Here is a 22,880-nt window from a genome sequence, read left to right as displayed (position 1 = left end):
GGGCAGCGCAGAACTTTTAGCTATTTTTTTCCAAATGGGCGCATAAAGATTAAGACATGCCTCAATTCCGGAGATGTTGACTATGCGATCCTTCCCAAGCTATATTATTATTCTGCTGGCCAGCCTGCTGATTGCAACAGGAACGAACTTCTTCCTGGTCCCCTATAAAATCCTCGATGGAGGAATTATCGGCATTGCCCTCATTATTAATTATATCTCCGGCACCAAAATCGGACTGTGCATTATGCTATGCAGTCTGCCTATCTTCCTGCTGGCCTGGTTCCGGCAACGGGAAATCTTCTACAATAGCATTCTGGGTCTGCTGGCTTCCTCCCTGCTGATCGAGCTGCTCTTTCCGCTTCAGTATTACTTCCTGTACTATATTGAGCTGGGCTCCATCTCAAGCGCCATTATCGGCGGCTTCCTGATGGGTACCGGACTCGGGCTGATGCTGCGCTTCAAAGCCAGCACAGGCGGAACAGACCTCCTCGCCAGATTCATCCAACGCTACCTGCCGCTGAATGTCGGCCTGATTATCTTCCTGACGGACTTCCTGATCATCGGCGCTGGCGGAATTCTGATCTCCAAGGAGACCTTTTTCCATTCGATTCTGACGATTGTTTCAGGAGGGGTCGCTACGGGATTATGCACGCTGGAAGAGTAAAAACCCGGAATTTGCCGGATGCTATGAATAAAGGTTGAAATTTTCAGACTTTCAGGCGACAATCGAATAGATAACATTCCCGGGGAGGATTAGCGAAGTTGGATAGTACAAGCACGAATAGCAACACTTCCATACATGACATTGTCGATCTGTGCCTGCTGGCAGGCAAGATCATGCTGCAGAGCGGTGCAGAGACCTACCGTGTGGAGGATACCATGAGCCGGATGGCGGCGGCACTCGGCTTCCCCGGTGCGCATAGCTATGTCACGCCGACGGTCATTATGTTCACCACCAGCCGGACCGAGCCGGTGAAGCTGTTCCGGATCGCCGAACGGACGACAGACCTGCAAAAGGTATCCGAGGTCAATGACATCTCCAGGCGGCTGACCGAGCGCCAGCTGACAGCCGCAGAAGCGCGGGAGCGGCTCGGCGTGGTCGATGACGCAGCCCATGCTTACCCGGTATGGGTACAGATCGCAGCGGCAGCCTTGACCGGAGCCTGCTTCACGGTCATGTTCAAGGGCAGCCTGCAGGATGCTCTGCCGTCGCTGCTGATCTCCGGTACAGGCTTCGCAGCGGCCACTTATCTTCACCGTCTGGTGCAGTTTCGCTTCTTCGCGGAATTCATTGCTTCCTTCATTATCGGTCTGCTGGCCTTCTTCTCCGTCAAGCTCGGCGTGGGACGGGAGATGGACAAGATTATTATCGGCTGTGTAATGCCGCTCGTACCGGGGCTGCTCATCACCAATGCGGTCCGTGACCTGATGGCCGGGCATCTGGTATCCGGCATCTCCAAAGGGGCCGACGCCTTTCTGACTGCGTTCGCCATCGGGACCGGCATCGGGCTGGTCCTGTCCATTTTTTAACACCCACTTGAAAGAGGTCGTCCTGCCATGATTTTGCAATTGATCACCAGTTTCATCGCTGCCTCAACCTTCTGCATTCTATTCAATGCACCGGTGCGCGCGCTGCTGCAATGCGGCTTCGCCGGAATGATCGGCTGGATGCTGTACCTGCTGCTGGATTACAGTTCCGATACTGTCGTCGCAACCTTTGGTGCTACCGTTGTGATCGGACTGATCAGCCAGTTTTTTGCGCGTTCCTTCAAGATGCCGGTCATTATCTTCAGTGTCGGCGGCATCATCCCGCTTGTGCCGGGCGGTCTTGCGTATGATGCCATGCGGAGGTTCGTGGAGAATGATAATAACCTCGGCATCCAGTATGGGGTTCAGGCGCTCCTGCTGTCCGGAGCCATTGCGGCTGGTCTGGTGCTAAGCGAGGTGCTCGGACAGATGTTTTTGCGTATCAAGAAATTGCCCAAACAACCGTAACGCTCCATTCCACAGACAAGCCCGCTTGCAGCAAGGACCCCGGGTCCCTGCGCAAGCGGGCTTTGTATATTGTATCAGGTAAAATATATTGCAACACCGGCGTTCTAACGGTCTAATCCTCCCAGATTGAGGTTTCGAGCTGGTCGACGAACCGCCGCAGCCTGCCGGCAATCTTAAGATTAATTGCCCCGTTCTGATACATCTCCTGTACAGTATTCCGTTGCTCCTGAATCGCCTGCAGCTTCAGCTCCAGCTTGTCATCATCCAGTACGCCGTCATTGCTCCAGCCTTCCCCCTGCACCAGCCTGGATTCCAGCCGTTCGTACTTGTCGATGACCTTCTGTGAGGCGAGCCGGTTCTCATCACTCATTCCTGCACTAACGGCGGATACTGCCGCCTGGCACATCGCAATCTTCGCCGTCCGCGCACTTTCGGCATTCTGCAGGGCGAGCTGTCCTTCTTCCCCGCTGAGCTTACCTGAGAACAGTCCAGAGAACAGCCGCTGAATTTCTGTTAAAGAGAATTTAATCTGTGTATTCAGCCGTTTGCACAGCAGAGACTCCGTATGATCCAGCAGCTCCTCCATCTTCACGGCAACAGGCTCCGGCAGCGCCCCGTTCTCCATGATCCGCCGCAACTCCGTGCGTTCGGCTTCGAGCGCACTCTTGCGTGCCTCGACACCCAGACGGAGGAACTGCTCATGGGCCGGGTCATGATCCGGTCTTGCAGCACATAGTCTATCAACCTTATCTGTAAATTCCAGCAGCACAGGCTGTGTTGAGCGCTCCGGGCTCTCAGAGACCAGGCTGCGCAGCATCGACATCCCGGCATCAATGACCACATTTCTGGCTGCCAGCTCCGTATTCCCGTATACAGCTCCGGCGCTCTGAACTACGGTCTCTTCACTGTCCGCAAGCAGCGGAAGGAAGATGCTGGCGATGACCAGCGACATCAGAATCACACCTGCCGCCAGCGCAATAATGAGATCCCGCTCCGGAAAAGGTGTCACCCCGTCCCCAAGCACCAGCGGAATGGAGAAGGCACCTGCAAGGGTTACAGCTCCCCTCACCCCTGAGATCGAGGTAATAATCTGTGACTTCAGCGGGGCCTTCTCTGCCTTCAGCCGCTTGCTCTCCCATAAGGAGTAACCATAGACCCACAGAAACCGCAGCACAATCAGCAGCGCCGTGATTGCCAGAACATAGCCGGCAACCATGAAGTTATTCAGCGTCTGATCCCGGTAAATCACCTCGATCACATCCGGAACGGACACACCGAGAATCAGGAAGACCAGCCCGTTCAGCACCAGCAGCAGTACAGACCAGGTACTGGCGGATACCAGCTGAAGCTTATATTGCGGGGAGACGGCCCGGTCCTTCTCAATGGCGTACATGACACCCCCTGCCACAACGGCCAGAATGCCCGAGACCCCGATCTCCTCGCTGATCAGATAAATAATGAACGGCGTAAGGATCTGCAGCAGCACATGGATGGTCACATCCTCCATACCGAACCTGCGGATGAACACGCTGAGCCGGATCAGCAGGAATGACAGCACTGCACCAAGCAGCAGTCCTCCTGCGGCAATCAGCACAAAACTAAACGAGGCCTTAGGCAGAGAGAACACGCCGGTAACCATGGCTGCAATCGCAAATTTAAAGGCGACCAGGCCGGAGGCATCGTTCATCAGCGATTCTCCTTCGAGAATCCGGTGGATGCTTTTGGGAAGATGAACCCGTCCAGCCAGCGCGCTTACCGCTACCGCATCCGTAGGAGACAGAATAGCCGCCAGTGCGAAGGAAGCTGCCAGCGGAATCGAGGGAATCATCCAGTTAATCGCATAGCCCGCCACAAATACCGTGACAAATACAAGTCCCAGCGCCAGCAGCAGAATCGGTGCCCTAAGGTTCCACAGCTCACCGCGCGGCGTCCGCCGCCCGTCATTGAAGAGCAGCGGAGCAATGAATAGTACAAAAAACAGCTCAGGCTCGAAGTGCATATGTATTCCCGTCGGAATTAGTGCAGCAATGATTCCTAGTCCGATCTGAATCAGGGGAACCGGGACAAACGGAATGAAGCGGTTCAATATATTCGATACGGCGATTAATCCAAGCATCAACAGCACAGCCAGAAAAGTCTCCAAGTCCATCATCTCCCCGTCTGATAATCAATTATATTATTGCAATGACCCGGCTAACGTCAACAAACGGAAGGCACAGCGGAAATTACAATCTCCGCCCGTACCTTCCGTTGCCTTATCATTTACGGCTTCCGCCGCTGGTCTAGCAGTAAACAGTAACACGATGCTGTCCGCCCTGTTATTTTAGCTTTTCACTAGCAGCTGTATGCCTATATTCCACGGGTCCCTTAGAGTGATGATACCGCCCTCTTCTTCCACACGGTATCCGGCACGCTTCACACGTTCAGCGGCTTCATGCACATCCTGAATGTTCGGGAGCAGCAGTGTAAAATAATCGATGCCCGCCGCATTCGCCGGAGCCGCCGGAGCCCCCTTGCCAGCCCAGGTATTCAGTCCCATATGATGATGATAGCCTCCAGCCGAAATGAACATGGCCGCATCGCCGTAATGGGCGGTCACCGTGAATCCAAGCGCATCCACGTAGAATTTCTTAGCCTCTGCCAGATCGCCCACATGGAAGTGAACATGACCCATTACAGTGCCCGCAGGCAGCCCGGTCCAGCTCAGGCCCTCCGATGCAGCCAGCAGACCGTCCACATCCACCGGATCGGTGGTCATGACCACATTGCCTGTTGCTTCATACTTCCAGGTGTCACGGGGCCGGTCGCGGTACAGCTCGATTCCGTTATGATCAGGGTCTTCGATGTATAGAGCTTCGCTGACCAGATGATCCCCCTGGCCCACCGATATCCCGGAATCGATCAGATTGCGCAGCACCAGTCCCAGAGAAGGCCGGTCCGGCAGCAGAATCGCAAAATGGTATAGTCCGGCCACCGAGTTCCGGCGCAGCACCTGAGCCTGCTCAATCTCCCGCAGGACAAGCAGCACCTGCTGGCCATCCGCCGTCAGCTCTACCACGCGCCCTTGCTGCCGCAGAATCTTCAGTCCGATTACATTCTGATAAAAGTTGAGCGAGCGTTCCAAATTACTTACACGAATCTGTACAAGTCCAATTTCCAGTTGTTGCGGTAATATAGCTGTTGCTGTCATAGGAATCCCTCCTGAAATGAATATAGGCTAATTCAAATAAAGTCCCTGGTACCAAAGCACGCATAATAACGGTTAGTGTTGACTGTTCCTATCCTGTCCATGCAAAGGTAATTTCAATTTCCGTTACACATTAACTTACTTAAGTATAGTTGCGATCTATATGTTTGTCAATTACTTTTACAATACACATTAGAGTCTACAAAAAAAGCCCAGCCGACAGGCCAGACTCCGAAGCAGTCATTTCGTTATTGAGATTCACCAAGGATCTCTATCAATACATCCTGTGCAGTAATTCTTAGTTCACTTGGCGGGGAATCCATTAGAACCCGAAGCTCGAACCCCTGCTCCGCGGCATAGATCTCGTCATACAGCCAATATTTCTTCACAAGCGGTTCAGGCAAGCGTAGTCCGCTCACACCTTTGAACTTTAGCTTGATCTCACATTGGTAATGCATCGCCCCGGCGCAGTCCAGAATCATCTCCAGCACACCTTCTGTAGGCATAGTATAGGAGATTACTCTGGCATCATGCAGACTCTTCTCGACTAACTGTACGGCGCTTTCCGGGAGTTCATGCTTAATGGCTTCGTACCCTTTGCGGTATTCTCTGAAGATCGCCTGCACCCGTTCATCATATTCCCAGCCCCACTGCAAGGCCCGTTGCTTGAACTCAGGCGCAGGATAAGTGGAATTTATCGTTCCGTCATGTATTGAAGCGTGGAAGTACCCGGGTAGATATTTCAGCAGATCTTTTTTCATATATTCCAGAAAATCCTTGGCCCGCTCCTCATAGCTGATCCCCTCCGCCGCATGCCAGGCCACATCCTCCACCCAATCCTGCTCCGTCTCCGGGAAGACCATGAACCCGCGCACCTGCATTTCTTCATACCAGGATATAGTGAAAAATTTCATTCTGAAGCTTCCTCCACTCTGTAGCGATCCTTAATTCCCGGCCAGCTTCTCCCCCAGATATACCCGGTGCTCCTGCGAAGCCGCCACAATCCAGACCGTCACTTGCTGCTTGCTGAACAGGAACTCGCTATCTACTTTGAGATACGGGAGCTTCGTCCCTCCGAAGGGTCCGTCATTACGCAACATTGAATTTTCCGCCTTCAAAATATTCTTCACCTGATCTTCGCTCAGGCGCAGGAACTGCGCAGTCTCTGCAAGTGTCATCAACGGATGGTCCTCAGCTTGGCTTTCCGTCTGCGCTCCGGCAGGTGTCTGGTGCTGTAACTCATAACCCGCTCTAATCCGATCGCCGATCACGAAACTGCTGGTAACCAGACACAGGCCCAGAATCAGGGCAGCTCCCAGGATGGTATAATTGTTCTTCATGGGCAAAATCTCCTTATATGTATGCTTGAATCAATGTGCAGGAGTATAAGTAAGGAGCCAACAGTCCCTCCACTCCCCTTCATGCAGTTCATGCTCCGGTAAAAGCTTGCTGCGTACAAATCCGATTTTCTCATAGACTCTGAGTGCCCTGTGATTCCAGCACTGCGGGTCCATGACAATGAGTTCTGCCTGCTCTGCTTCGAGCAGATGCTTCACCATCCCACCTACCAGTAGCGAACCTATCCCCTGGCTCCATAGCTGCGGCTCACCAATGAACTGATCCATTCCGTAGACCTTTCCCGTATAATCTGCTTAGCCGTACTCCGTCAGCTCTTCCCTGCCAACAGGATAGAACTGGATATAACCTATATCCTGACCCATGTACTGCACGATCCCACGGTATAATCCCTCTTCTTCACTTTCATAAAAATTCGTCTGTACCCGTTCCAGATCATGCGGACAGTCCCGGCCTTCATAATACTCCAGCACTGCCGGGTCCGAGAGCCATCGTACGAGCAGCGGTGCATCCTCCTGTTCCAGCCTGCGGACACTGAGGTCCCCGTTCTGAAAAAGAATCATTATGAGATCACTCCTTATATTCCTATAGTCCTGTCACATATGTGTCAGTCTAAACGATAGAAATCGCAGTGTAAAGTCAGCACCAAGCAGCTGCTCATCAAAAAAAGTGGCCCCGCCGGTAACCGGCAGGGCCAAAAGTCTATTGTAAGGGGGTCATGGGTCTACTATACTGAGCGAAGCTTAAGCCCAGATGAAAAACACATAAAGGTTTAATGAAAATAGACAGAATTCCGCAAGGATCAAAGAAAGACCCTGCCGAGGCACGGCGGGGTCTTCCACAAATGGTTCCACTGGGGGGTGGAGAACTTCACTATACTCCCCGAACCTTAAAAAAACATAAAACGGGGCTGAAGGTTTCCTTAAATTTACGTACATCAGATCCTGTCTCAAGCCACAGGAAGCTGATGTACGATCTGATCCAGGGTGACCTCCTGCAGCACATTCTCCATCGCCTTCTGTGCAAGAGAGAATACTGGAACAATAGCGCCTGCAATGTTCTTGCCTACCGGACACTCCGGGTTCGGATGCTCATGGACAGAGAACAGCGAGTCCTCTTCCACCGCATTCACCGCCTTATAAATCTGCAGCAGCGTAATATCAGCTGCACTGCGGGCAAGCTTCGCTCCGGCCACACCGGGACGAACCTCCACAAGTCCTGCCTTATTCAGCATACCCGTAAGGCGGCGAATCACTACGGGGTTCGTATTCACGCTGCCGGCGATCCACTCGGAGGTGCTTTTGCCGTCTTTGTTGCTGTCGATTAAGGTTAGAATATGAATAGCCACCGCAAATCGCGTGCTAATGTTCATAACAATCACTCCTTCACACTGGCCGGAATGCTTCCGCCAGATGCAACTATAATAGTTACATTTAGGACAATTGTCAATCCCATGAGGAGTGTGCAGACAACAGAACACTATTCACTGTCATACGCCTGCAATGCCACCGGCAGAGCTTGAATCACCACATTACCCACTGCCGGAAGGGGCAGCAGCACTGCGCTGATGATCTCATCACGGGTTGCGCCTAGTGCTTTGGCATGCTTAACATGAAAGGGGAGCCCGCTCTCCAGCCTAACCGCCGCGAGTACAGAGATATAGGCAATCTCCTCGGTTTTGGCATCCAGGCTGCTTGCGGCATCCAGCTTCTTCACAATTTCGCCAAGGGCCTTTTGCTGCTCCGGCGCTTCCTTCATAAATGTCATAAAGGCATGACTGACTTGCGGTACATTATCCACTTTAATTAACCCTCCGATTCTGGAAACAGATTCTTGCATTCCATATGATAACATCATCTTTAGTATGAGGGTTTCTTGCGTAATGCATACATTACAACTGTTAAATATTCCTATATATAAGATGCACTTAAGGTTCAAACTCTAATTTGGGTCGTCGCTGCGGTGAACATTTGGCCCTCCGGCCGCTGTTGTGTTTGGATTTCTTCATACAAACCGCTCCTCACGGTAGAAATCCAAACACAAAGGCGGACGCTATCGCTCCTCCAGTTCCAAATTTCCCCTCCACTTCTTTTTGCTTTTTGTTAATAGCTTTAGTGCGTCTTATATATCTTCACGCAGTAGTCAAAATAATCGGCTTGCCCTTGGTGACCACAATTGTGTGCTCAAACTGGGCCACGCGGCTGTTGTCGGCAACGCTGAGTGTCCAGCCATCCGGCTGCTGCTCTACGAAATCAGTGCCTGTGGACAGAAACGGTTCGATGGTAATGACCTGGCCTTCTTTCAGCACCGTCGTTACACGCGGATTATAGAAGGGCAGAATCTCAAACGGCTTTTCATGCAACGCTTTGCCAATGCCGTGGCTGCACAGGTTACGCACGACTTTATAGCCGCGCTTCCGTGCTTCCGACTCCATAACCCGGCCGATCTCGTTCACCTTCATGCCCGCCCGGAGATGATTAATCACGCTCATCATGGTCTCTTCCGTACTCCGGCAGAGGTGAATCAGCTTCTCATTATAAGGAGGCAATTGAAACGATACCCCGGCATCGCCAAAATAACCGTTCAGCTCGGCGGAGACATCGATATTGATCAGATCTCCGGCCTGAATGACACGTTGTCCCGGAATTCCATGCGCTACCTCTTCATTCACACTTATACAGGTCGTTCCGGGGAAGTTGTAGGTTACCTTTGGAGCAGATTTTGCGCCAAAATGGTTGAGAATCTTCGCCCCCACCTCATCCAGCTCCGCAGTCGTCATTCCGGGAACTACACTTTTCTTCATCTCAGCAATGGTGTGACCTACCACTGCACCCGCCGCTTTCAGCCCTTGCATATCCTGGAGCGTCTCGCTCGTCATCCCTGCTCACATTCCTCTCGTTATCAAAGCTTCACCTTGAGTATGTATCCTACAAGTATAACAGCCTTGTTACGCAGAGTGAAATCAACGTACCTCTTAGCTTATTGCACCTACGGCCTTCATCCAGGCATCAGCGATTAAGGCATGTCCGGCAGGCGAAGGGTGTACCCCATCCCCCGCCCAGAAGGCAGGTTCAGCCTTGACGGATGCCGCTGCGAACAGGCCGTCCAGCGGCACCAGCACAGCGCCGTATTCACGGGCCAGCTCACGGACTACGTGGATTTTGGGGTCCAGATCCTGACGCCAGCCCTTGCGGTCTTCCGGCACCGGCAATACGAACGGCTCCACCAGCACCAGCTTGGCATCCAGATGCTGCTTGGTCCGTTCAATCAGATCACGGTAGGACGACTCGAATTCAGCCGCTGTAGTCTCCTGCCCGGAATCATACCACCGCCAGGTATCATTTATGCCAATATAGATAGACACCCAGGTTGGCTTCAGCGCAAGACAATCCCTCTCCCAGCGCTCCTGCAGATCGACCGCCCGGTTGCCGCTAATTCCGCGGTTCAGGAACGTAAGATTCTTCTCAGCATACTGAAGGCCAAGCCGGGCACCCGCCATCAGCGCGTAACCTACACCCAGCGATGAAGCATCGGCGTAATTGCGTCCACAATCTGTGATACTATCCCCCTGAAACAGGATGATATCGTTCTTTTGAAATGGCATGCCTGAAATCCTCCTATGAAACATCTATAGTATGTAAACATGATCATTATAGCAAATCGGCTTTCCTGCGGACACGTTTTCATTGAAAATTATTCCTAAAACAGAAAACCCCCTAAGACTGCCATATGACAGTCCCAGGGGGATCTTAGAATAGAAATTTAATAGGCCAGGCTGAACAAGCCATGGATATGAGTCAGGTAACGGATGTTACTGGCTTCCTTCATCAGCGTTGCCGGCAGACCCTTCAGCGGAGTGGAGTTACCGCCGACAATGGCTACCCCGTCTTTGCGTCCGAGGCTGGCGAGTGTGCCGGAATTGACCGGGCTGAAGGCCTCCTGCGGTTTATCATTAAGATAAGCGAACAGATTGTAGCCAATCAGCTCACCCATCTGCCAGGCGATCTGTGCCGTTGGCGGATAAGGACGGCCATCCGGTGCAAAGACAACAGCGCTATCTCCGGCAACAAATACATTAGGGTGTGAAGTAGACTGCAGGAATTCATTCACCGTGGCCCGGCCGCGGTTGACTTCAAGACCGGATTCGCCAACCAGCGGATTGCCCTGTACCCCGCCGGTCCAGACGAAGGTGTTCGCCACAATCTGCTGCCCATCCTTGAGATCAATCTTATTATCGGCCACCTTCGTTACCGGAAGTCCCGTCAGGAATTGCACCCCGCGCTTCTCCAGGCTGGCTGTAGCGCGCTCAATCAGATGATCCGGCAGGACAGGGAGAATCTTCGGACCCGCTTCAACGAGCAGAAGCTTGATCTCAGCAGGATTCACTCCATATTGCTTCGTCAGCTTAGGCAGAATATCGGCAATTTCGCCTACTAGCTCTACGCCAGTCAGTCCGCCGCCGCCGATCAGAATTGTTGCATCTGCTGCGTTGCGGGTTTTGGAGTAGTCACGAATCCGGTCTTCAATATGACGGCGGATCCGCAGCGCATCTGCTGCTGATTTCAGCACCATGCTGTATTCTTCAAGTCCCGGAATACCAAAGTATGCGGTGGTGCTGCCCAGACCGACAACGAGAGCATCATAGGTCAGCATGACGCCGTCCGAGAGAATAACCTGCTTGTTCTCCGGGGAGAACGAATTGACCTTGGCGATTTTCAGATCAATATCTTTACCGGCGAACAGCTTCGCCAGCGGCATGGCAACCGCCTGTTCAGACGCACTGCCAGCTGCAAGCCGGTGCAATTCCGTAATAATCTGATGTGTCGGATACTGATTGACGACCGTAATTTTGGCTTCCGCTTTGCTCATATATTTACGAACGGTTAAGGCACTGAGCAGACCGCCGTAGCCTGCACCTAGAATCACTATATGTTTTGACATGATAATTCCTCCATCATTAAGTATTACGGGCTTATTTACCCGATTGACGTTCACCGCTGACCTGCAGATAGGCATTCATGAACCGGAGAGCCTTCTGTACCTGCGGGTCCTTGATCATCTTCATCATGCCGAACAGGCTGACTGTTTCGCTGCTTGCATCCGCGCGGTCCTTCGCTTCAATGACAGTAGCCGCCAGATTCTTGGCAGTGCCCACCACAGGACCCGCCATTTCCTTGATCGCACCAACTGTATCATTCTTAAGTACTTCATCCGTGGCAACTGACTGCACAAAATCTAGTGATTTGGACAATACACTGACCATTTGTGTGATCTGCGGCAGCTGCTCTACCAAAAGAATCAGAGATTGCTGCACCTCCGGCTTCAAAAGCTCTTTCAGCACATCCTCTCTGGGAAGAGCTGCTTCTGGTATTTCTTGTTCAGGCAGGGTTTGGGTAACGGTTTCTGACATATCGAAGTCTCCTTTTACAAATCGTATTCTTGCACAATGACATCCAGGTGAAACTATGTGACTATTATAACACTCTATTTGTTATTATTGTCACAATCTTTTTACCTTTGCAACCTATTTTTGTGATTATTATCACTTCCTCATCGGTTTTATCAAACTCAGTCGTTTAATCAGGTTAAATTTACAAATTATTATGTTTTTCCTCATTGACGTATACAAAGAGTCGTGATATCTTAAGCAAGTAACTTAATGTAAGTTCATTAATTAATATCAGCAATTGATTATTACTAAGCAGCATACATATTAGATGGAGGTAATGACTTATGAGTACTTTTTCCGAATTGGTGCAGTCCCGCAGATCGGCTAATAATTTCGTGGAAGGTGTTACCATTCCGCAGAGTGAGCTCGAAGAGATGTTCTCCCTGGCCCGCCTGGCTCCCTCGGCTTATAATCTTCAGCACGCACATTATAAGGTAATCAGCGATACCGGCATGAAGGAAGCCATCCGCAAGGATGCGTATGGTCAATACAAGATCCACACCGCATCGGCTGTTATTGTGGTGCTGGGTGACAAGAATGCCTATCTGCAGGCTCCTGAAATCTATAGCGGACTTAAACTGCTGGGAGCGATGAGCGAGGATGCATACGAGCAAACCATTCAATCTATCAACGATGCTTATACCGGGAACGATGCTTTCCAGCGGGATGAAGCGATCCGCAATGCTTCTCTGTCGGCGATGCAGTTCATGCTGATTGCCAAGGATAAGGGCTGGGATACCTGCCCGATGATCGGCTTTGATCCGGAGGCTGTGAAGGCTACCCTCGGTCTCGGCGACCATATGGTTCCGGTGATGCTGATTACGATCGGCAAGGATAACCAGCACAAGATCAGACCGCGTGGTTATCGCAAGCCGGTCAATGAGTTTGTTGAATTCATCTAATAAAAAGGGTCTTCCGGCTACTATGCCGAAAGACCCTTGTCTATATCATCCTGCCGTATTCTCGATCCATACTCACCGCGCATACTGCAAAATTGCCACAGCCGCACGCTCCTGCCGCTCTACATCCGTGCAGTTCAAGGCTGCCTTCAGGACAGCCAGCGCCTGCGCTACTGTAGCTTCATCCACCTGAACCGGACAGGCACCGGCGGCATTCCCGCCATCCCCTGCCTGATTCCCCAGCCACAGATCCATTCGGGCTGCGGGCAGCACTCCTGAATAGGCAGTTATTCTGCTGTCAGAGGCAAGCAGCCCTGCTACAGCCGGATTAACCGCAGCGAGGGGCAGACTCTTCAGCCAGGTGACACCGCGCCGGTGGGCTGTACTATCCTCTGCGCCGCTGTGCCGGGTATCATAGAAATAATCGCCAAGGTCCCCGAGATATAACCACTCTTCATCGGCGATCAGCACGTAATCCCCATCCTTCATCGCATTGACGAAGGTATCCAGGGTATTCGTTGCACTCTCCAGCTCATGCCCGTGATAGCCGGCGGCAGCCAGCTTGCTGCTGATCTCTTCTCTGCTATGCTTCTCCAGATCTCCCGTACCGGGATAGCCTGCACATATATAATTATCCTCCAAAAAGGACTTCAGCAGCCCGCTGCCGAGTTCCTCAAGCTTCATTGCATACAAGCTCATTTCCGTTTCCTTTCCCTCCAGGCAAAGCTGCCGGAGTCTACGCAGCATTGAAACCATCCTTTTCATTATACAGCAAAGGCAGCGGGATTTGAATTCGGCAGATTCTAAGGAAAACGCAGAATAATAGCGCTTACAAGACCTTTTTCCAAACTGGGATTCCAAATTTATAAATTTCGGCTTTTTACTATTCCCCGCACGGACGGTATAATTCAGGTATCAGCTCAAGGAAACAGACACTGCAGGAAGAACGTAAGCCAGGACAGAATCTCCGGCAGCTAATCTTAAGCAGCGCTCCTCCTTGTGACTGAGACTATATCTTTGATCCTGACATTCCCGCCTGAAGTGAGTCCCTGCACGAAACGGTATGAGCTTCTTAAAGCTCACAGGCATCACAATCCATCCTATCGTGGTTAGCGGATCAGTTTTGAGCAGTTTGAATGTGCAGGATAGGCAAATATACTGCCACCTCGGACCATTTCTACCCGGCTGAGTACAAAGGATAGGATAAGGAGTCTGAGACTAACATGGGTATAGTGGTAACAATATAAACCTCTATTGTTGATGTACTGATCAACGATAGAGGTTTATATGTGTCTGCACGGTCTTACCGCCGCTCTAGGTTAACGCAGGCCTTCCGCCACTTTTAGCAGCATCTCTCTGGTGACTTCAGGCGATCCGGTCCCTACCTCATGCATTATATTTCTCTCCTCGTTCTCCCGAATCTCAATCCAGCGGATGTAAGCATAATAACCATTGCTGTTTTTCTCATAGGCCTGGTGATCTTCCACATACAAGGCTTCCTGAGATTTTACCTTCAGATGCTCAACCTTTGTATCCGCCCAAACATCAGATGTAAGCTGTGCCCACGGAGTAAGCGGGGAATAAGTAACGGAGATGTAATCATTTTCTCCCTTAGGACCTTGGTACACCAGCTCAGGACTGACCGTCCCGGCCTGTTGGTTGGGCACATTGAAGCTCTTGATCCAGGCGTAATGCTCACCGGGCTTCAGCCGCTTGGTTAGAACATTGGTGTATTTTTTAACCCAGGAGCTATCTGTAATGCCCACTGTACTGTCGGATCTTCCTTCGGCAAAATGGTATTCTTCCGGCATTCTGCCCGGCACGGCCAGCTTACCTGTGACAGGCTCTGTAGCCTTCTTCTAGCTTTCGATATCTGTGAATATCTGCGGACGGTTGATCATACGGAGCTCCTTCATCCCGTTCGGCCTGGCAATTAACAGCATAGCCGATTCATTCACTCCAAGCTGAAACTGAATCTCTGTAATCACCCGCCGGGTCTGGTTGGCAAAAGCTGTTGACTCATTAGCGCCCTCATGAATATCCACTTCCAAGTTTGCCATCGTACTGCTGCAGGCAGCGGAATAGCTCGATGTAGATTTCATTGACTACATCAGCCACATCAGCCGGCCGGTTCACCAGCAGGCGGACGGTTCCGTACACCTGCTGCCTAATGGTGTTATGTAGTAAGGTGAAGGCTTCTTTATCTCCTTGTTCCAGCCTTTGCAGACATTCCCGAAGCTCTTCTTCTGTCATCTTCCTCTCCCCTCTCTATCTTGCTTACACTCTATATTGGTCCGCTGGCGGTGGAAGGTTCCCTTGATATGCAATTTATTACATCCTGACATATCAAAAACCGGCTGCCCATGAATTTCATCATGTGCAACCGGTTCTTTTGCTGTCGCCGGAACATGCCCGGCTATGCGTTACAGATTACAATGGCTCAATCCCCCATACCAGACTGCCGGAGATATAGGCCGGAAGCTTGGCCCAATCCGCAGGAGCTGTGCCTGCTAGATTGAAGGAATAATCATCAGACTGGTTATAGTTGGTCCAGTCCACCTTGGAGGCCCGCATCTGAATATCTATGCTGGCTCCCGGAGCAAGCGAGCCTGCTGCTGCTGTAAAGCCCAGCTCCAGGTAATGATCCGCGCCGCTCAAGGCTGCCGGAAGCTTCACGAATGTCCCAGTCACATTGGCGCTCCCTACCTGGGACCAGTCACAGAAGAAATTCTGGGCCTGCTCGCCGTCACTGGTGTAATAATATCTGAGCTTCACATCAGCGAGGGAGACCGCAGCCGTGCCGGTATTCACCAGCTTGATCCGCGGGCTGAGTGCATTGACAGCATTAGCTGTGCTGCTATTAAACATCTGGACCTTCAGACCGCCGTCTACCGGCGCTGTCGTATCTGTGACCGTGACCGCCAGGCTCTGCGGTGCGCCGGCACTGAACTGGAAGCTCAGTGTGGTTGTTCCCACAGCCTGTGCTGCCAGATAGGCCTTGTGGATCGTCACAGCCGATCCGCTCACCGTATAATCCGTTCCAGCGGTTAACGCCGCCGAACCGTTTTTAATAGAAGCTAAAGTATTCCCGTTCAAGGTCATCGCTACTTCGATGTCGCTCTGATTCCCCGTTTTCTTGTCGAAGCTGGCCGTGACCGGTGTTATGGTTGAATCATTAGCCGTTGTTGTCGTATCCGCCACCGTAACCGTTAAGGTCTTCGCAGCTCCGGCACTGAAATGGAAGCTTAGCGTTGTTGCTCCGACGGGCTGTGCCGCCAAATAAGCCTTGTGAATCGTCACCGTTGAACCGCTGACTATATAATCCGTGCCAGCAGTTAGTGCAGTTGCACCATTGGTAATGGAATCCAGGGTATTTCCGTTCAGGGTCATCGACACTTCGACGTCGCTCTGATTCCCAGTCTTCTTATCGAAGCTGGCAGTGACCGGCGTAATGACGGAGCCTGCTGCCGGAGGGTTCACCGGATCAGCGTACAAGGTGCCGCGTCCGTTGGTTCCCAGATACACGCGTCCATAGATCCGCGGATCGCCGGTAATCGCCATGTTGATTCTGGCATACTGGTGTGCGTCATCGTTAATCCGCACCCAGCTGGCTCCGGCGTCATCCGAGCGGAACACTCCTCTTACTCCGTCAATCTGGGCTACAGTATATAGGGCCATATAATTCTCACCCGGCGCGGCCTTTCCGAACCCGATCAAGTCCGCTTCTTCCACATTGCTCAGCTTGGTGAAGCTTGCCCCGGAGTTCGTAGAATGCCATATGCCATACTTATCCTGCGGATGTCCTCCGGCAAACCAGATATCGCCTTCCACGCCCGGCATGGCTTTCAGGCTCACTTGCGCCTGGTTCGGCTGCAGGCCGTTCACGTTATTGGCTGGCAAGCCGGTCGCAGCCGTAGCTGTGAAGGTGGCTCCGCTATCTGTACTGACATAGAGCTTGCCCTCATAGAAGCCATAGAATTTATTCGGATTCACCCGGTCGGATGCTATCTTCGCTCCGGCAGGAATTCCGCTGCTCGCCGTCCAGGAGTTGCCGCCTGACTTGGAGTAAAAGACCCCGATATCCGAGGTGCTCCACAGAAGCGCATTCCCACTGGCAGATACAGCTACCTGACCCTGCCCTACCGTGGTACTGCCTCCTTTGGAGGGTTCTGCATTCGGCATGTACCAGTTCTTGCCGTTGTCATTCGAGATCCCAATCGACTTACCGTTCGGATATTTCTCTTTGTCCACACCACCGACACGGACAACATAGGCCGGGTCCAGCTCCGCATAATCGATACTGTTCGTGCTGGCCCAGGAAGGGCTGGTCTGGAACTTGACTGGTGCCGCTGTCAGATCCTCATACCGGAAGCCGGATACATCGCCAAGCGCGGTAATCAGGTGGGCACCCGCTGGCGGGCTGATCAGCCCAAGCACTGCCGTCTCTTCTACCCCTTTGGCCATCACGGATATCTTAACCTTGCCGCCGGTGTCCCAGGCTCCGAGGTTATTCGTACCGTAGATCGTAGCACCCGTGCCGTACATCATCCGGTCCGAGTTGAACGGGTCAATCTCAAGGTCCCCGATCATCCAGCCCATCTTCGGTGCAGGATCAAGCGAGCTCGAAGTCAGCCCAAGATTAAGCCACGGCGCCGCCGTGATATCCATCTCGAACTTGTAGTTGCGCTCCGGATAGAAGCCCCAATCCCAGATCCGGCTCCAGGTCTCCCCGCCGTCCTTACTGCGGAAGATCACCTCGTCCGGCCACCAGGCATTGAGGCTGGCAACCATAAGCGTACCCGGATGCTGGGCATCCAGCGCAAGCCCCCCGAAGCCGTAGAAGTTGTCAGCCCCTGTTGTCGGGCTGATGTTTTTCCAGACCCCGCTGGTTGTGTTATACTTCCAGACCTCGCCTTTGCGTCCGTCATACGGCCCGACCCCGTCACTATAGGAAATGTACAGATCGCCGGTTGCCGACAGCTCCCCATGATGTGGAAGCAGGCCTACCGGCTGCCCCGGCAGCGCTGACCAGGTTGCACCTCCATCTGTACTGCGGAACACACTTTTGGCGGTATCCGCGACTCCGACATAGATCGTCTGGGTAGCTTGTCCGGCAGAGCCCGTGCTTTTATCAAAAGTAATCCAGGACAAGCCCACGATATCACTCTGATACTCATTCCCCGGATCTTGGATGTACGTCCCTACGTTAGTGAAGGAGGTAACCTTGGACCAGGTCACGCCGGAATCCACGCTCTTCCACAGACCGTTCCCGCTCCGCGCGCCGAAGAACAGAATGCTGTTCTTATTGGGGTCAATGACCAGCCGTTCCCCGGCCGAACGTCCCGGCATATTGCCTCCAACCTTGAACGGTAGCGGCGCAGATTGCCAGGTATCCCCACGGTCGTTAGAGCGCATAATCTGCCCGTTTCCGTCCCAGGAATTCGTGTAGGTTCCGGTTGCCATATACACCTTGTCCGGATCAACCGGATCGGTAGCCAGCGCATCGACACCATTCTTGTTCCAATCCGCCCACCCAACGCTGTCCGTCAGCGGAATCCAGCTACCGTCCGCCTCGTTCCAGCGGTAAGCCCCGCCAATATCCGTCCGCGCGTAGATCAGATTCGGTTCACTCTGGTTGAAAATAATCCCCGGCACAAAACCGCCGCCCGCACCGGTAACCACACTGTTCCAGCTGTAGTCTTCACTGGCTGCGGCATGGGTTACAGCGGGAGCAACGTTAAACAAAGAGCCTGACATCGCTGTCAGCAGGACGAGTATTCCTAGTCTTCGGATACGTTTTCGACTCATGATCCTAACCTCCCCAAGCATACTTTGGTAACGCTTCCATTATAGAGCAGGCTTCGCCCGTGCTGTGAGAGAAAATGGTTGATTATGCGGGAATTTTGTCAGCAATTAGCGCACCATTTTCACACTTGACGAAATTGGGGATTGGGGTGCTCCATATTATGAAAAAAGCCCTGCGATCAGCAATCGCAAGGCAATTCTAGAGCTAGTTCTCCATTGGGGGCGGCAATACAATCGGCTGATAACCTAGCGCAGCATCAACAATCTCCTCCGGCGTCAGCTCCGGCTCATGCCAGAAGATCAGATCACTCACACCGGGATGAGGCACATTGCTCGCTAGGATCTCCAACCATTGGTCCAGCTCCTCCTCTGTTCCTTCGGCGTTCACGATCTTGGTTACGAGTGTGATTAGTTGTTGTCGGGTTAGGGACATTTCGGGGGCCTCCTTTTATGTGTTAAATAACCATTTCACCACGTTGTGGCTGTTGAGGATCATCTTATTCCTATCGGCATCGTAGTCTACCACCACTTCGACACCTAATGCAGCAATAAGGAAGTCATTCACCAGTTCGGAAGATAACAAAAGGTTTGATAGTGCATCATAGACTGGCTGGTTACGTTCGTTCAGCTTATCGTCTAAGTAATCTAAATATTGCGTATTGATTGCAATACTTATTAGATAGATACCTTCTGACTTGCTCAAAAGAACTACAAACCTCTTCAGCTCGGCCTCTCCCTGTATCCAAATAATTCTTCCTTCTCTAGGAGAGCTAAATGTTCTGTTAGTTTCCCTTTATATGAATGATATATTAAATCATTAAATTCCCAGTCTTTTATCGATTCAATCTGATTAATCGTTGGATTAAGCCCTTTGTCCTGTGCGATACTTATCAATTTGTTCGGATCAATTAGTCTCCATGATTTAAGTTTTTTATTTTTTTCTTTTGAATACTGTTATACCAAACCGAAAGGGGGACTTCTTCGTCAACCTCGACATCCTCAGTGAAACCCTCTAATTTTGATACTTCATCAATTGTTAGTTCACTAATATCTTCTCCCATACTGACAATCTCCTAGTGAAGCTTTTTTCCCTATAATCATTAGCTGTGCTTATATATCGGTAAAACAACGCTGATCAGATGAATTTTTTTCATGTGGTACCAATAGATTGGCATAAGTAATTGTTGGTTTAGGTATATTTTTTTCTGGCATATCTTCAAGATATAAAACCAGTGCCTCTTTTGCCATCTGAGTAGCCTCTTCAGTATTGTGTCCGCATGTAATGTAACCCGGCAGCTCAGGGAAAGTTACGGTTATTCCATCATCAGCATAATCAAACTTGGCGTAATATTCATATGATTTCCTTTTCAATTTACCCACCTTCTAGTTAGTGTGTATCAACGTGTAATATCAGTAATGGCTACTCTACTTTATTAATAGGAATTGCAATACTAGAATTCTCAAAAAATCGCATACTATAAGATTTCCCCACATCTACATTAATGTAACCTGGGGCCAGGTGTAGCTTTAGAAGCTTAGAATTATCACTAACCCAAATATTGTCACTCATTCTATACTCATGTGTCCGTTCAATAATAAGTACCACTTTTTCTCGATATCCTGTGAAAACATCTTTTGTCAGATTATATGTATTAAACCCAGCAACACACATATAAAAGACTGCAAATAAGAGAAGTGGTACTACTAATATTCTCTTCCATAATTCTTTTAACTGGTCACGATTTCTAACAAATGCCAGAGGAAATTCCACAACTAGTGCATACAAAAATGCTATCTCACGAAACATTTCAAATAATAAGATCCTTCGCTCAAATGAACTATACTTTAAGACTATTGTAGCGATAAGTATAGTAAATATAATGATAAATAATACTCTCACTATTGTTCTTTTTTTTATTTTCATTTACCTACCCTATGAGTTTGAATTATTTTTTGCAATTATTTTCAAAATGACTATAGATATCCTCATCATCGATTAGCTGTATATTCTCAAAAAAGTTCTGTTGAAATAACCTTCTCACAACAAATTCGATTTCCTCTTTACTCACATCTTTTACTAAAACCAGATTAGGTTGAATAGTATCCATATGTTTGAATTTCTAATTCGTAGTCCTGCTGAAGCCTTACCATATCATAGACTTTTATGTTAAATAACTTGTTCCTTACCTTAACATAAACATCATTTCTATACCCTCCGCACTCGCTCTCCCATTCTGCACGTTCAGTATTATTTAAGTACAGCACTTTGAGGTTTTCCATATTGTTCTCCTATTCATTATCGTTTAACTCGTACCGACTTATCTGATACTTTTTTTCTTTTATTCAAAACTTAACCCATCATCTATAATTTCTCCATTCAAATTTAGAAGAATATAATATTCAGCGAAAGATCTCCCCATAAAAATTACGTTTAAAGTAGTATTCACATATTCAATTGGATTATCAAACCTATAGTTTATAACAAGGGAAATTTTCTCTTTCTCTAATATTATTTTTGAAATATTGAAAGTCGTAAAAGCTTCATAGAACTCATCGGGTTCATCAATTTTCCATGAGTTAACATACTTCCAAAAACAATCAATAGCTTTTAGGAAACAATCATATTTCATCTCAAATTCTTTCAACTTATCAGTATTCATATACTAAATCACTCCTTGTATTGCATTAAATCTCAAAGCTCGATGATATCTCTCTTTCGGTAAAGTAATGAATATTGTCATATTCCCAGTTCAGATATCGGTTAATAGCTATTGCTGCTTCATCCCATGTAGGACGAATACAATCTTGGAGTATTTTATTTATCTCTGACACAAGCAACTCCTCCGAGTAATCTTGAACTATGAAAATCCCTCTCCCACTTAGTATCTTATTTTCACGCAGACTGTTTAACACTAATTCTGGAGTCAAGACTTGAAAGTGAAAGCAATCCGAACCCATATCATCTTCTTCCGCAATATAAGCCGTACCTTTTAATCCATATTGATTTTCAATCATATCTATACCTTTAAGTACTGGGGTAACCACATCCAAACCTCCATCTGCTATGTAAACTTGATGTGAAGAGCTACTAGCAATCTGACTATAAATCGAAATGAAATGATTATTTCTTTGATAACAACTCTCTAATAAAAAGCGTACAAATTTCAATATGGTAACGGAGGTGCACTAAATCACATTCTGTTCTTATTACTGGATTATCCCAATCGAAATCTTTAATAACATAAATAATGAAATTATTAACCCCATCATACCATCCAATGTCCAAGATAAAATTGTCAGGGTATTGTACTTTAAACATATCTTCCTTTAATCCATCATCTTCATAATCAAGCGGTTTGTTGAGATCGATATTAAAGTCTTCGTATGTAACATTGCCAGGATAAAAACTTATTTCTTCGAACACCAATATAAAAACACTCCCACTCCTTATTTACCGTAGACTTTATACAAAATATTTATAACTGTTTGTTCGTTTGCCTTATTTGCTTTTGCTAAAATTTGCATTTCCCCATTACTCATTCTATAAAATACTCTTGCTCCTTCCTTTCCTCTTAAGTAGTTTATCTCGCTAGTCAAACTTTTACTCCCAATACCCGGATTAACGGTAGTCAACATACTTCTCTGAGAGTAAAGCATCATTACGATCGAAGAACTGTATGCATAAAGAAACTTTTGTCTGCACCACACTCTCAACTAAAATATTACCTTTGAACTCGACTAACTTATTCCCGCTTACCACTACATCTTGCAGCAGCCATGCTGCTCCGTTCTTCTTCATATTGGCGCTAGTGAACTTCTGCCCGTAGGTATTTGCTGTCTGAAGAGGGCCCACAACTTGAAAAGTATGATTTCCGGTGTCAGACCATGTCTGCCAACTATCTGCGGTACCAACATTTGCAGTGGAGTTAACATCAAAGCTTGGATTAGATAACATGTTTCTTTGCGGATCACGATTTAAAGCCATATGATCAATATAGATTGATCCGTTACCTCCTTCAGCGATTGCCTGAATCCCCACATGCAGTCTGGCTCTTACCGCGTCTGCTGGGGTTGTTGTGTTTAGAGATAAAGTCATATACTTTTTTGGCATGCCTGTAGGATAGTCTACCTATTGCTGACTTAAGAACTTATTCTTTTCGTCAAAAAATTGGATAACGATATAGACTTT

The 22,880-nt window shown here is 49.4% G+C and carries 30 protein-coding genes and 1 pseudogene; 4 read left to right on the top strand and 27 right to left on the bottom strand.

Annotated features, from left to right (window positions below; all coding sequences use genetic code 11):
- Positions 1 to 82: 82 nt before the first annotated feature.
- From NST69_RS11655 to NST69_RS11645, 3 genes are all read left to right on the top strand, one after another.
- Positions 83 to 664, top strand: coding sequence for a YitT family protein (locus NST69_RS11655; protein WP_339313896.1), 582 nt, complete (start codon positions 83 to 85; stop codon positions 662 to 664).
- A gap of 98 nt (positions 665 to 762) precedes the next feature.
- Positions 763 to 1,530, top strand: a complete 768-nt coding sequence (locus NST69_RS11650) for a threonine/serine exporter family protein (RefSeq protein WP_081751313.1) — start codon at positions 763 to 765, stop codon at positions 1,528 to 1,530.
- Between the two features lie 27 nt (positions 1,531 to 1,557).
- Positions 1,558 to 1,995 carry a threonine/serine exporter family protein gene (locus tag NST69_RS11645; protein ID WP_036729575.1) on the top strand — a complete coding sequence of 146 codons (438 nt, stop codon included), beginning with the start codon at positions 1,558 to 1,560 and terminating at the stop codon, positions 1,993 to 1,995.
- 112 nt (positions 1,996 to 2,107) lie between these two features.
- On the opposite strand, the gene NST69_RS11640 is transcribed toward NST69_RS11645, so the two are convergent.
- The 11 genes and pseudogenes from NST69_RS11640 to NST69_RS11590 form a co-directional block, all read right to left on the bottom strand.
- Positions 2,108 to 4,138, bottom strand: a complete 2,031-nt coding sequence (locus NST69_RS11640; RefSeq protein WP_209877713.1) for a Na+/H+ antiporter — start codon at positions 4,136 to 4,138, stop codon at positions 2,108 to 2,110.
- A 180-nt stretch (positions 4,139 to 4,318) separates the two neighbouring features.
- Complete coding sequence (locus tag NST69_RS11635) at positions 4,319 to 5,185, bottom strand: VOC family protein (protein ID WP_339313895.1); 867 nt, start codon at positions 5,183 to 5,185, stop codon at positions 4,319 to 4,321.
- Between the two features lie 245 nt (positions 5,186 to 5,430).
- Positions 5,431 to 6,096 carry a DUF4085 family protein gene (locus NST69_RS11630; protein WP_339313894.1) on the bottom strand — a complete coding sequence of 222 codons (666 nt, stop codon included), beginning with the start codon at positions 6,094 to 6,096 and terminating at the stop codon, positions 5,431 to 5,433.
- A gap of 30 nt (positions 6,097 to 6,126) precedes the next feature.
- Positions 6,127 to 6,522 carry a hypothetical protein gene (locus NST69_RS11625; protein WP_339313893.1) on the bottom strand — a complete coding sequence of 132 codons (396 nt, stop codon included), beginning with the start codon at positions 6,520 to 6,522 and terminating at the stop codon, positions 6,127 to 6,129.
- A gap of 30 nt (positions 6,523 to 6,552) precedes the next feature.
- Positions 6,553 to 7,101, bottom strand: a pseudogene (locus tag NST69_RS11620) (GNAT family N-acetyltransferase).
- A 386-nt stretch (positions 7,102 to 7,487) separates the two neighbouring features.
- A complete protein-coding gene (locus NST69_RS11615) occupies positions 7,488 to 7,910 on the bottom strand; it encodes an Rrf2 family transcriptional regulator (RefSeq protein ID WP_036729584.1) in 423 nt (140 codons plus the stop codon).
- A 107-nt stretch (positions 7,911 to 8,017) separates the two neighbouring features.
- The gene (locus tag NST69_RS11610) at positions 8,018 to 8,377 is read right to left on the bottom strand and encodes a carboxymuconolactone decarboxylase family protein (RefSeq protein ID WP_051478342.1); all 360 of its coding nucleotides are present in this window, start codon (positions 8,375 to 8,377) and stop codon (positions 8,018 to 8,020) included.
- 292 nt (positions 8,378 to 8,669) lie between these two features.
- Positions 8,670 to 9,416, bottom strand: coding sequence for a type I methionyl aminopeptidase (map, locus tag NST69_RS11605; protein WP_339313892.1), 747 nt, complete (start codon positions 9,414 to 9,416; stop codon positions 8,670 to 8,672).
- A gap of 96 nt (positions 9,417 to 9,512) precedes the next feature.
- The gene (locus NST69_RS11600) at positions 9,513 to 10,142 is read right to left on the bottom strand and encodes an SGNH/GDSL hydrolase family protein (RefSeq protein ID WP_339224502.1); all 630 of its coding nucleotides are present in this window, start codon (positions 10,140 to 10,142) and stop codon (positions 9,513 to 9,515) included.
- A 158-nt stretch (positions 10,143 to 10,300) separates the two neighbouring features.
- Entirely contained in the window at positions 10,301 to 11,479 is a 1,179-nt protein-coding gene (locus NST69_RS11595; RefSeq protein ID WP_076074185.1) for an NAD(P)/FAD-dependent oxidoreductase, read from the bottom strand.
- Between the two features lie 31 nt (positions 11,480 to 11,510).
- The gene (locus NST69_RS11590; protein WP_339313891.1) at positions 11,511 to 11,948 is read right to left on the bottom strand and encodes a DUF1641 domain-containing protein; all 438 of its coding nucleotides are present in this window, start codon (positions 11,946 to 11,948) and stop codon (positions 11,511 to 11,513) included.
- Between the two features lie 323 nt (positions 11,949 to 12,271).
- Between NST69_RS11590 and NST69_RS11585 the strand changes: the two genes are divergently transcribed.
- Positions 12,272 to 12,889: a nitroreductase family protein gene (locus tag NST69_RS11585; RefSeq protein ID WP_342549376.1), complete on the top strand. Its 618-nt coding sequence runs from the start codon at positions 12,272 to 12,274 to the stop codon at positions 12,887 to 12,889.
- Between the two features lie 72 nt (positions 12,890 to 12,961).
- On the opposite strand, the gene NST69_RS11580 is transcribed toward NST69_RS11585, so the two are convergent.
- From NST69_RS11580 to NST69_RS11505, 16 genes are all read right to left on the bottom strand, one after another.
- Positions 12,962 to 13,570, bottom strand: coding sequence for a hypothetical protein (locus tag NST69_RS11580; protein ID WP_342549375.1), 609 nt, complete (start codon positions 13,568 to 13,570; stop codon positions 12,962 to 12,964).
- Between the two features lie 635 nt (positions 13,571 to 14,205).
- Positions 14,206 to 14,652, bottom strand: a complete 447-nt coding sequence (locus NST69_RS11575) for a hypothetical protein (RefSeq protein WP_342549374.1) — start codon at positions 14,650 to 14,652, stop codon at positions 14,206 to 14,208.
- A gap of 93 nt (positions 14,653 to 14,745) precedes the next feature.
- Complete coding sequence (locus NST69_RS11570; protein ID WP_342549373.1) at positions 14,746 to 14,946, bottom strand: hypothetical protein; 201 nt, start codon at positions 14,944 to 14,946, stop codon at positions 14,746 to 14,748.
- Positions 14,918 to 15,139 (bottom strand): hypothetical protein, encoded by a 222-nt coding sequence (locus NST69_RS11565; RefSeq protein ID WP_342549372.1) that lies wholly within the window; start codon positions 15,137 to 15,139, stop codon positions 14,918 to 14,920. Before NST69_RS11565 ends, NST69_RS11570 begins: the two co-directional genes overlap by 29 nt.
- A 177-nt stretch (positions 15,140 to 15,316) precedes the next feature.
- Positions 15,317 to 18,694 carry a X2-like carbohydrate binding domain-containing protein gene (locus NST69_RS11560; RefSeq protein WP_342549371.1) on the bottom strand — a complete coding sequence of 1,126 codons (3,378 nt, stop codon included), beginning with the start codon at positions 18,692 to 18,694 and terminating at the stop codon, positions 15,317 to 15,319.
- A 202-nt stretch (positions 18,695 to 18,896) separates the two neighbouring features.
- Entirely contained in the window at positions 18,897 to 19,124 is a 228-nt protein-coding gene (locus tag NST69_RS11555) for a hypothetical protein (RefSeq protein ID WP_342549370.1), read from the bottom strand.
- Positions 19,125 to 19,139: 15 nt separating this feature from the next.
- On the bottom strand, positions 19,140 to 19,394 hold the full coding sequence (locus NST69_RS11550) for a hypothetical protein (protein ID WP_342549369.1): 255 nt from the start codon (positions 19,392 to 19,394) through the stop codon (positions 19,140 to 19,142).
- 205 nt (positions 19,395 to 19,599) lie between these two features.
- Complete coding sequence (locus tag NST69_RS11545) at positions 19,600 to 19,752, bottom strand: hypothetical protein (protein WP_342549368.1); 153 nt, start codon at positions 19,750 to 19,752, stop codon at positions 19,600 to 19,602.
- A gap of 49 nt (positions 19,753 to 19,801) precedes the next feature.
- Entirely contained in the window at positions 19,802 to 20,062 is a 261-nt protein-coding gene (locus NST69_RS11540; protein ID WP_342549367.1) for a type II toxin-antitoxin system HicB family antitoxin, read from the bottom strand.
- Positions 20,063 to 20,111: 49 nt separating this feature from the next.
- A complete protein-coding gene (locus NST69_RS11535) occupies positions 20,112 to 20,615 on the bottom strand; it encodes a hypothetical protein (protein WP_342549366.1) in 504 nt (167 codons plus the stop codon).
- A gap of 164 nt (positions 20,616 to 20,779) precedes the next feature.
- Complete coding sequence (locus NST69_RS11530; RefSeq protein ID WP_342549365.1) at positions 20,780 to 20,971, bottom strand: hypothetical protein; 192 nt, start codon at positions 20,969 to 20,971, stop codon at positions 20,780 to 20,782.
- A gap of 59 nt (positions 20,972 to 21,030) precedes the next feature.
- Positions 21,031 to 21,351, bottom strand: coding sequence for a hypothetical protein (locus NST69_RS11525; protein ID WP_342549364.1), 321 nt, complete (start codon positions 21,349 to 21,351; stop codon positions 21,031 to 21,033).
- A gap of 25 nt (positions 21,352 to 21,376) precedes the next feature.
- Positions 21,377 to 21,736 (bottom strand): Imm8 family immunity protein, encoded by a 360-nt coding sequence (locus NST69_RS11520; RefSeq protein ID WP_342549363.1) that lies wholly within the window; start codon positions 21,734 to 21,736, stop codon positions 21,377 to 21,379.
- Positions 21,737 to 21,812: 76 nt separating this feature from the next.
- A complete protein-coding gene (locus NST69_RS11515) occupies positions 21,813 to 22,115 on the bottom strand; it encodes a hypothetical protein (RefSeq protein ID WP_342549362.1) in 303 nt (100 codons plus the stop codon).
- A gap of 23 nt (positions 22,116 to 22,138) precedes the next feature.
- Complete coding sequence (locus NST69_RS11510) at positions 22,139 to 22,288, bottom strand: hypothetical protein (protein WP_342549361.1); 150 nt, start codon at positions 22,286 to 22,288, stop codon at positions 22,139 to 22,141.
- 22 nt (positions 22,289 to 22,310) lie between these two features.
- A complete protein-coding gene (locus tag NST69_RS11505) occupies positions 22,311 to 22,730 on the bottom strand; it encodes a hypothetical protein (protein WP_342549360.1) in 420 nt (139 codons plus the stop codon).
- Positions 22,731 to 22,880 lie beyond the last annotated feature (150 nt).

The organism is Paenibacillus sp. FSL P2-0089, from assembly GCF_038595095.1.
In the GTDB taxonomy this organism is placed as follows: Bacteria; Bacillota; Bacilli; order Paenibacillales; family Paenibacillaceae; genus Paenibacillus_AQ; species Paenibacillus_AQ silagei.
The sequence above is the reverse complement of the archived record's forward strand: the minus strand, read 5'-3'. Positions and strand labels throughout refer to the sequence as shown.

What these genes read in the sequence shown, in the direction of transcription:
- NST69_RS11535 (WP_342549366.1), bottom strand. Translation starts at nt 20,615, where the DNA reads ATGAAAATAAAAAAAAGAACAATAGTGAGAGTATTATTTATCATTATA.
- NST69_RS11580 (WP_342549375.1), bottom strand. Translation starts at nt 13,570, where the DNA reads ATGAAGCTTGAGGAACTCGGCAGCGGGCTGCTGAAGTCCTTTTTGGAG.
- NST69_RS11615 (WP_036729584.1), bottom strand. Translation starts at nt 7,910, where the DNA reads ATGAACATTAGCACGCGATTTGCGGTGGCTATTCATATTCTAACCTTA.
- NST69_RS11645 (WP_036729575.1), top strand. Translation starts at nt 1,558, where the DNA reads ATGATTTTGCAATTGATCACCAGTTTCATCGCTGCCTCAACCTTCTGC.
- NST69_RS11530 (WP_342549365.1), bottom strand. Translation starts at nt 20,971, where the DNA reads ATGGAAAACCTCAAAGTGCTGTACTTAAATAATACTGAACGTGCAGAA.
- NST69_RS11610 (WP_051478342.1), bottom strand. Translation starts at nt 8,377, where the DNA reads ATGCAAGAATCTGTTTCCAGAATCGGAGGGTTAATTAAAGTGGATAAT.
- map (WP_339313892.1), bottom strand. Translation starts at nt 9,416, where the DNA reads ATGACGAGCGAGACGCTCCAGGATATGCAAGGGCTGAAAGCGGCGGGT.
- NST69_RS11655 (WP_339313896.1), top strand. Translation starts at nt 83, where the DNA reads ATGCGATCCTTCCCAAGCTATATTATTATTCTGCTGGCCAGCCTGCTG.
- NST69_RS11630 (WP_339313894.1), bottom strand. Translation starts at nt 6,096, where the DNA reads ATGAAATTTTTCACTATATCCTGGTATGAAGAAATGCAGGTGCGCGGG.
- NST69_RS11560 (WP_342549371.1), bottom strand. Translation starts at nt 18,694, where the DNA reads ATGAGTCGAAAACGTATCCGAAGACTAGGAATACTCGTCCTGCTGACA.
- NST69_RS11635 (WP_339313895.1), bottom strand. Translation starts at nt 5,185, where the DNA reads ATGACAGCAACAGCTATATTACCGCAACAACTGGAAATTGGACTTGTA.
- NST69_RS11555 (WP_342549370.1), bottom strand. Translation starts at nt 19,124, where the DNA reads ATGTCCCTAACCCGACAACAACTAATCACACTCGTAACCAAGATCGTG.
- NST69_RS11565 (WP_342549372.1), bottom strand. Translation starts at nt 15,139, where the DNA reads ATGACAGAAGAAGAGCTTCGGGAATGTCTGCAAAGGCTGGAACAAGGA.
- NST69_RS11525 (WP_342549364.1), bottom strand. Translation starts at nt 21,351, where the DNA reads ATGAATACTGATAAGTTGAAAGAATTTGAGATGAAATATGATTGTTTC.
- NST69_RS11595 (WP_076074185.1), bottom strand. Translation starts at nt 11,479, where the DNA reads ATGTCAAAACATATAGTGATTCTAGGTGCAGGCTACGGCGGTCTGCTC.
- NST69_RS11590 (WP_339313891.1), bottom strand. Translation starts at nt 11,948, where the DNA reads ATGTCAGAAACCGTTACCCAAACCCTGCCTGAACAAGAAATACCAGAA.
- NST69_RS11570 (WP_342549373.1), bottom strand. Translation starts at nt 14,946, where the DNA reads ATGGCAAACTTGGAAGTGGATATTCATGAGGGCGCTAATGAGTCAACA.
- NST69_RS11625 (WP_339313893.1), bottom strand. Translation starts at nt 6,522, where the DNA reads ATGAAGAACAATTATACCATCCTGGGAGCTGCCCTGATTCTGGGCCTG.
- NST69_RS11600 (WP_339224502.1), bottom strand. Translation starts at nt 10,142, where the DNA reads ATGCCATTTCAAAAGAACGATATCATCCTGTTTCAGGGGGATAGTATC.
- NST69_RS11585 (WP_342549376.1), top strand. Translation starts at nt 12,272, where the DNA reads ATGAGTACTTTTTCCGAATTGGTGCAGTCCCGCAGATCGGCTAATAAT.
- NST69_RS11545 (WP_342549368.1), bottom strand. Translation starts at nt 19,752, where the DNA reads ATGGGAGAAGATATTAGTGAACTAACAATTGATGAAGTATCAAAATTA.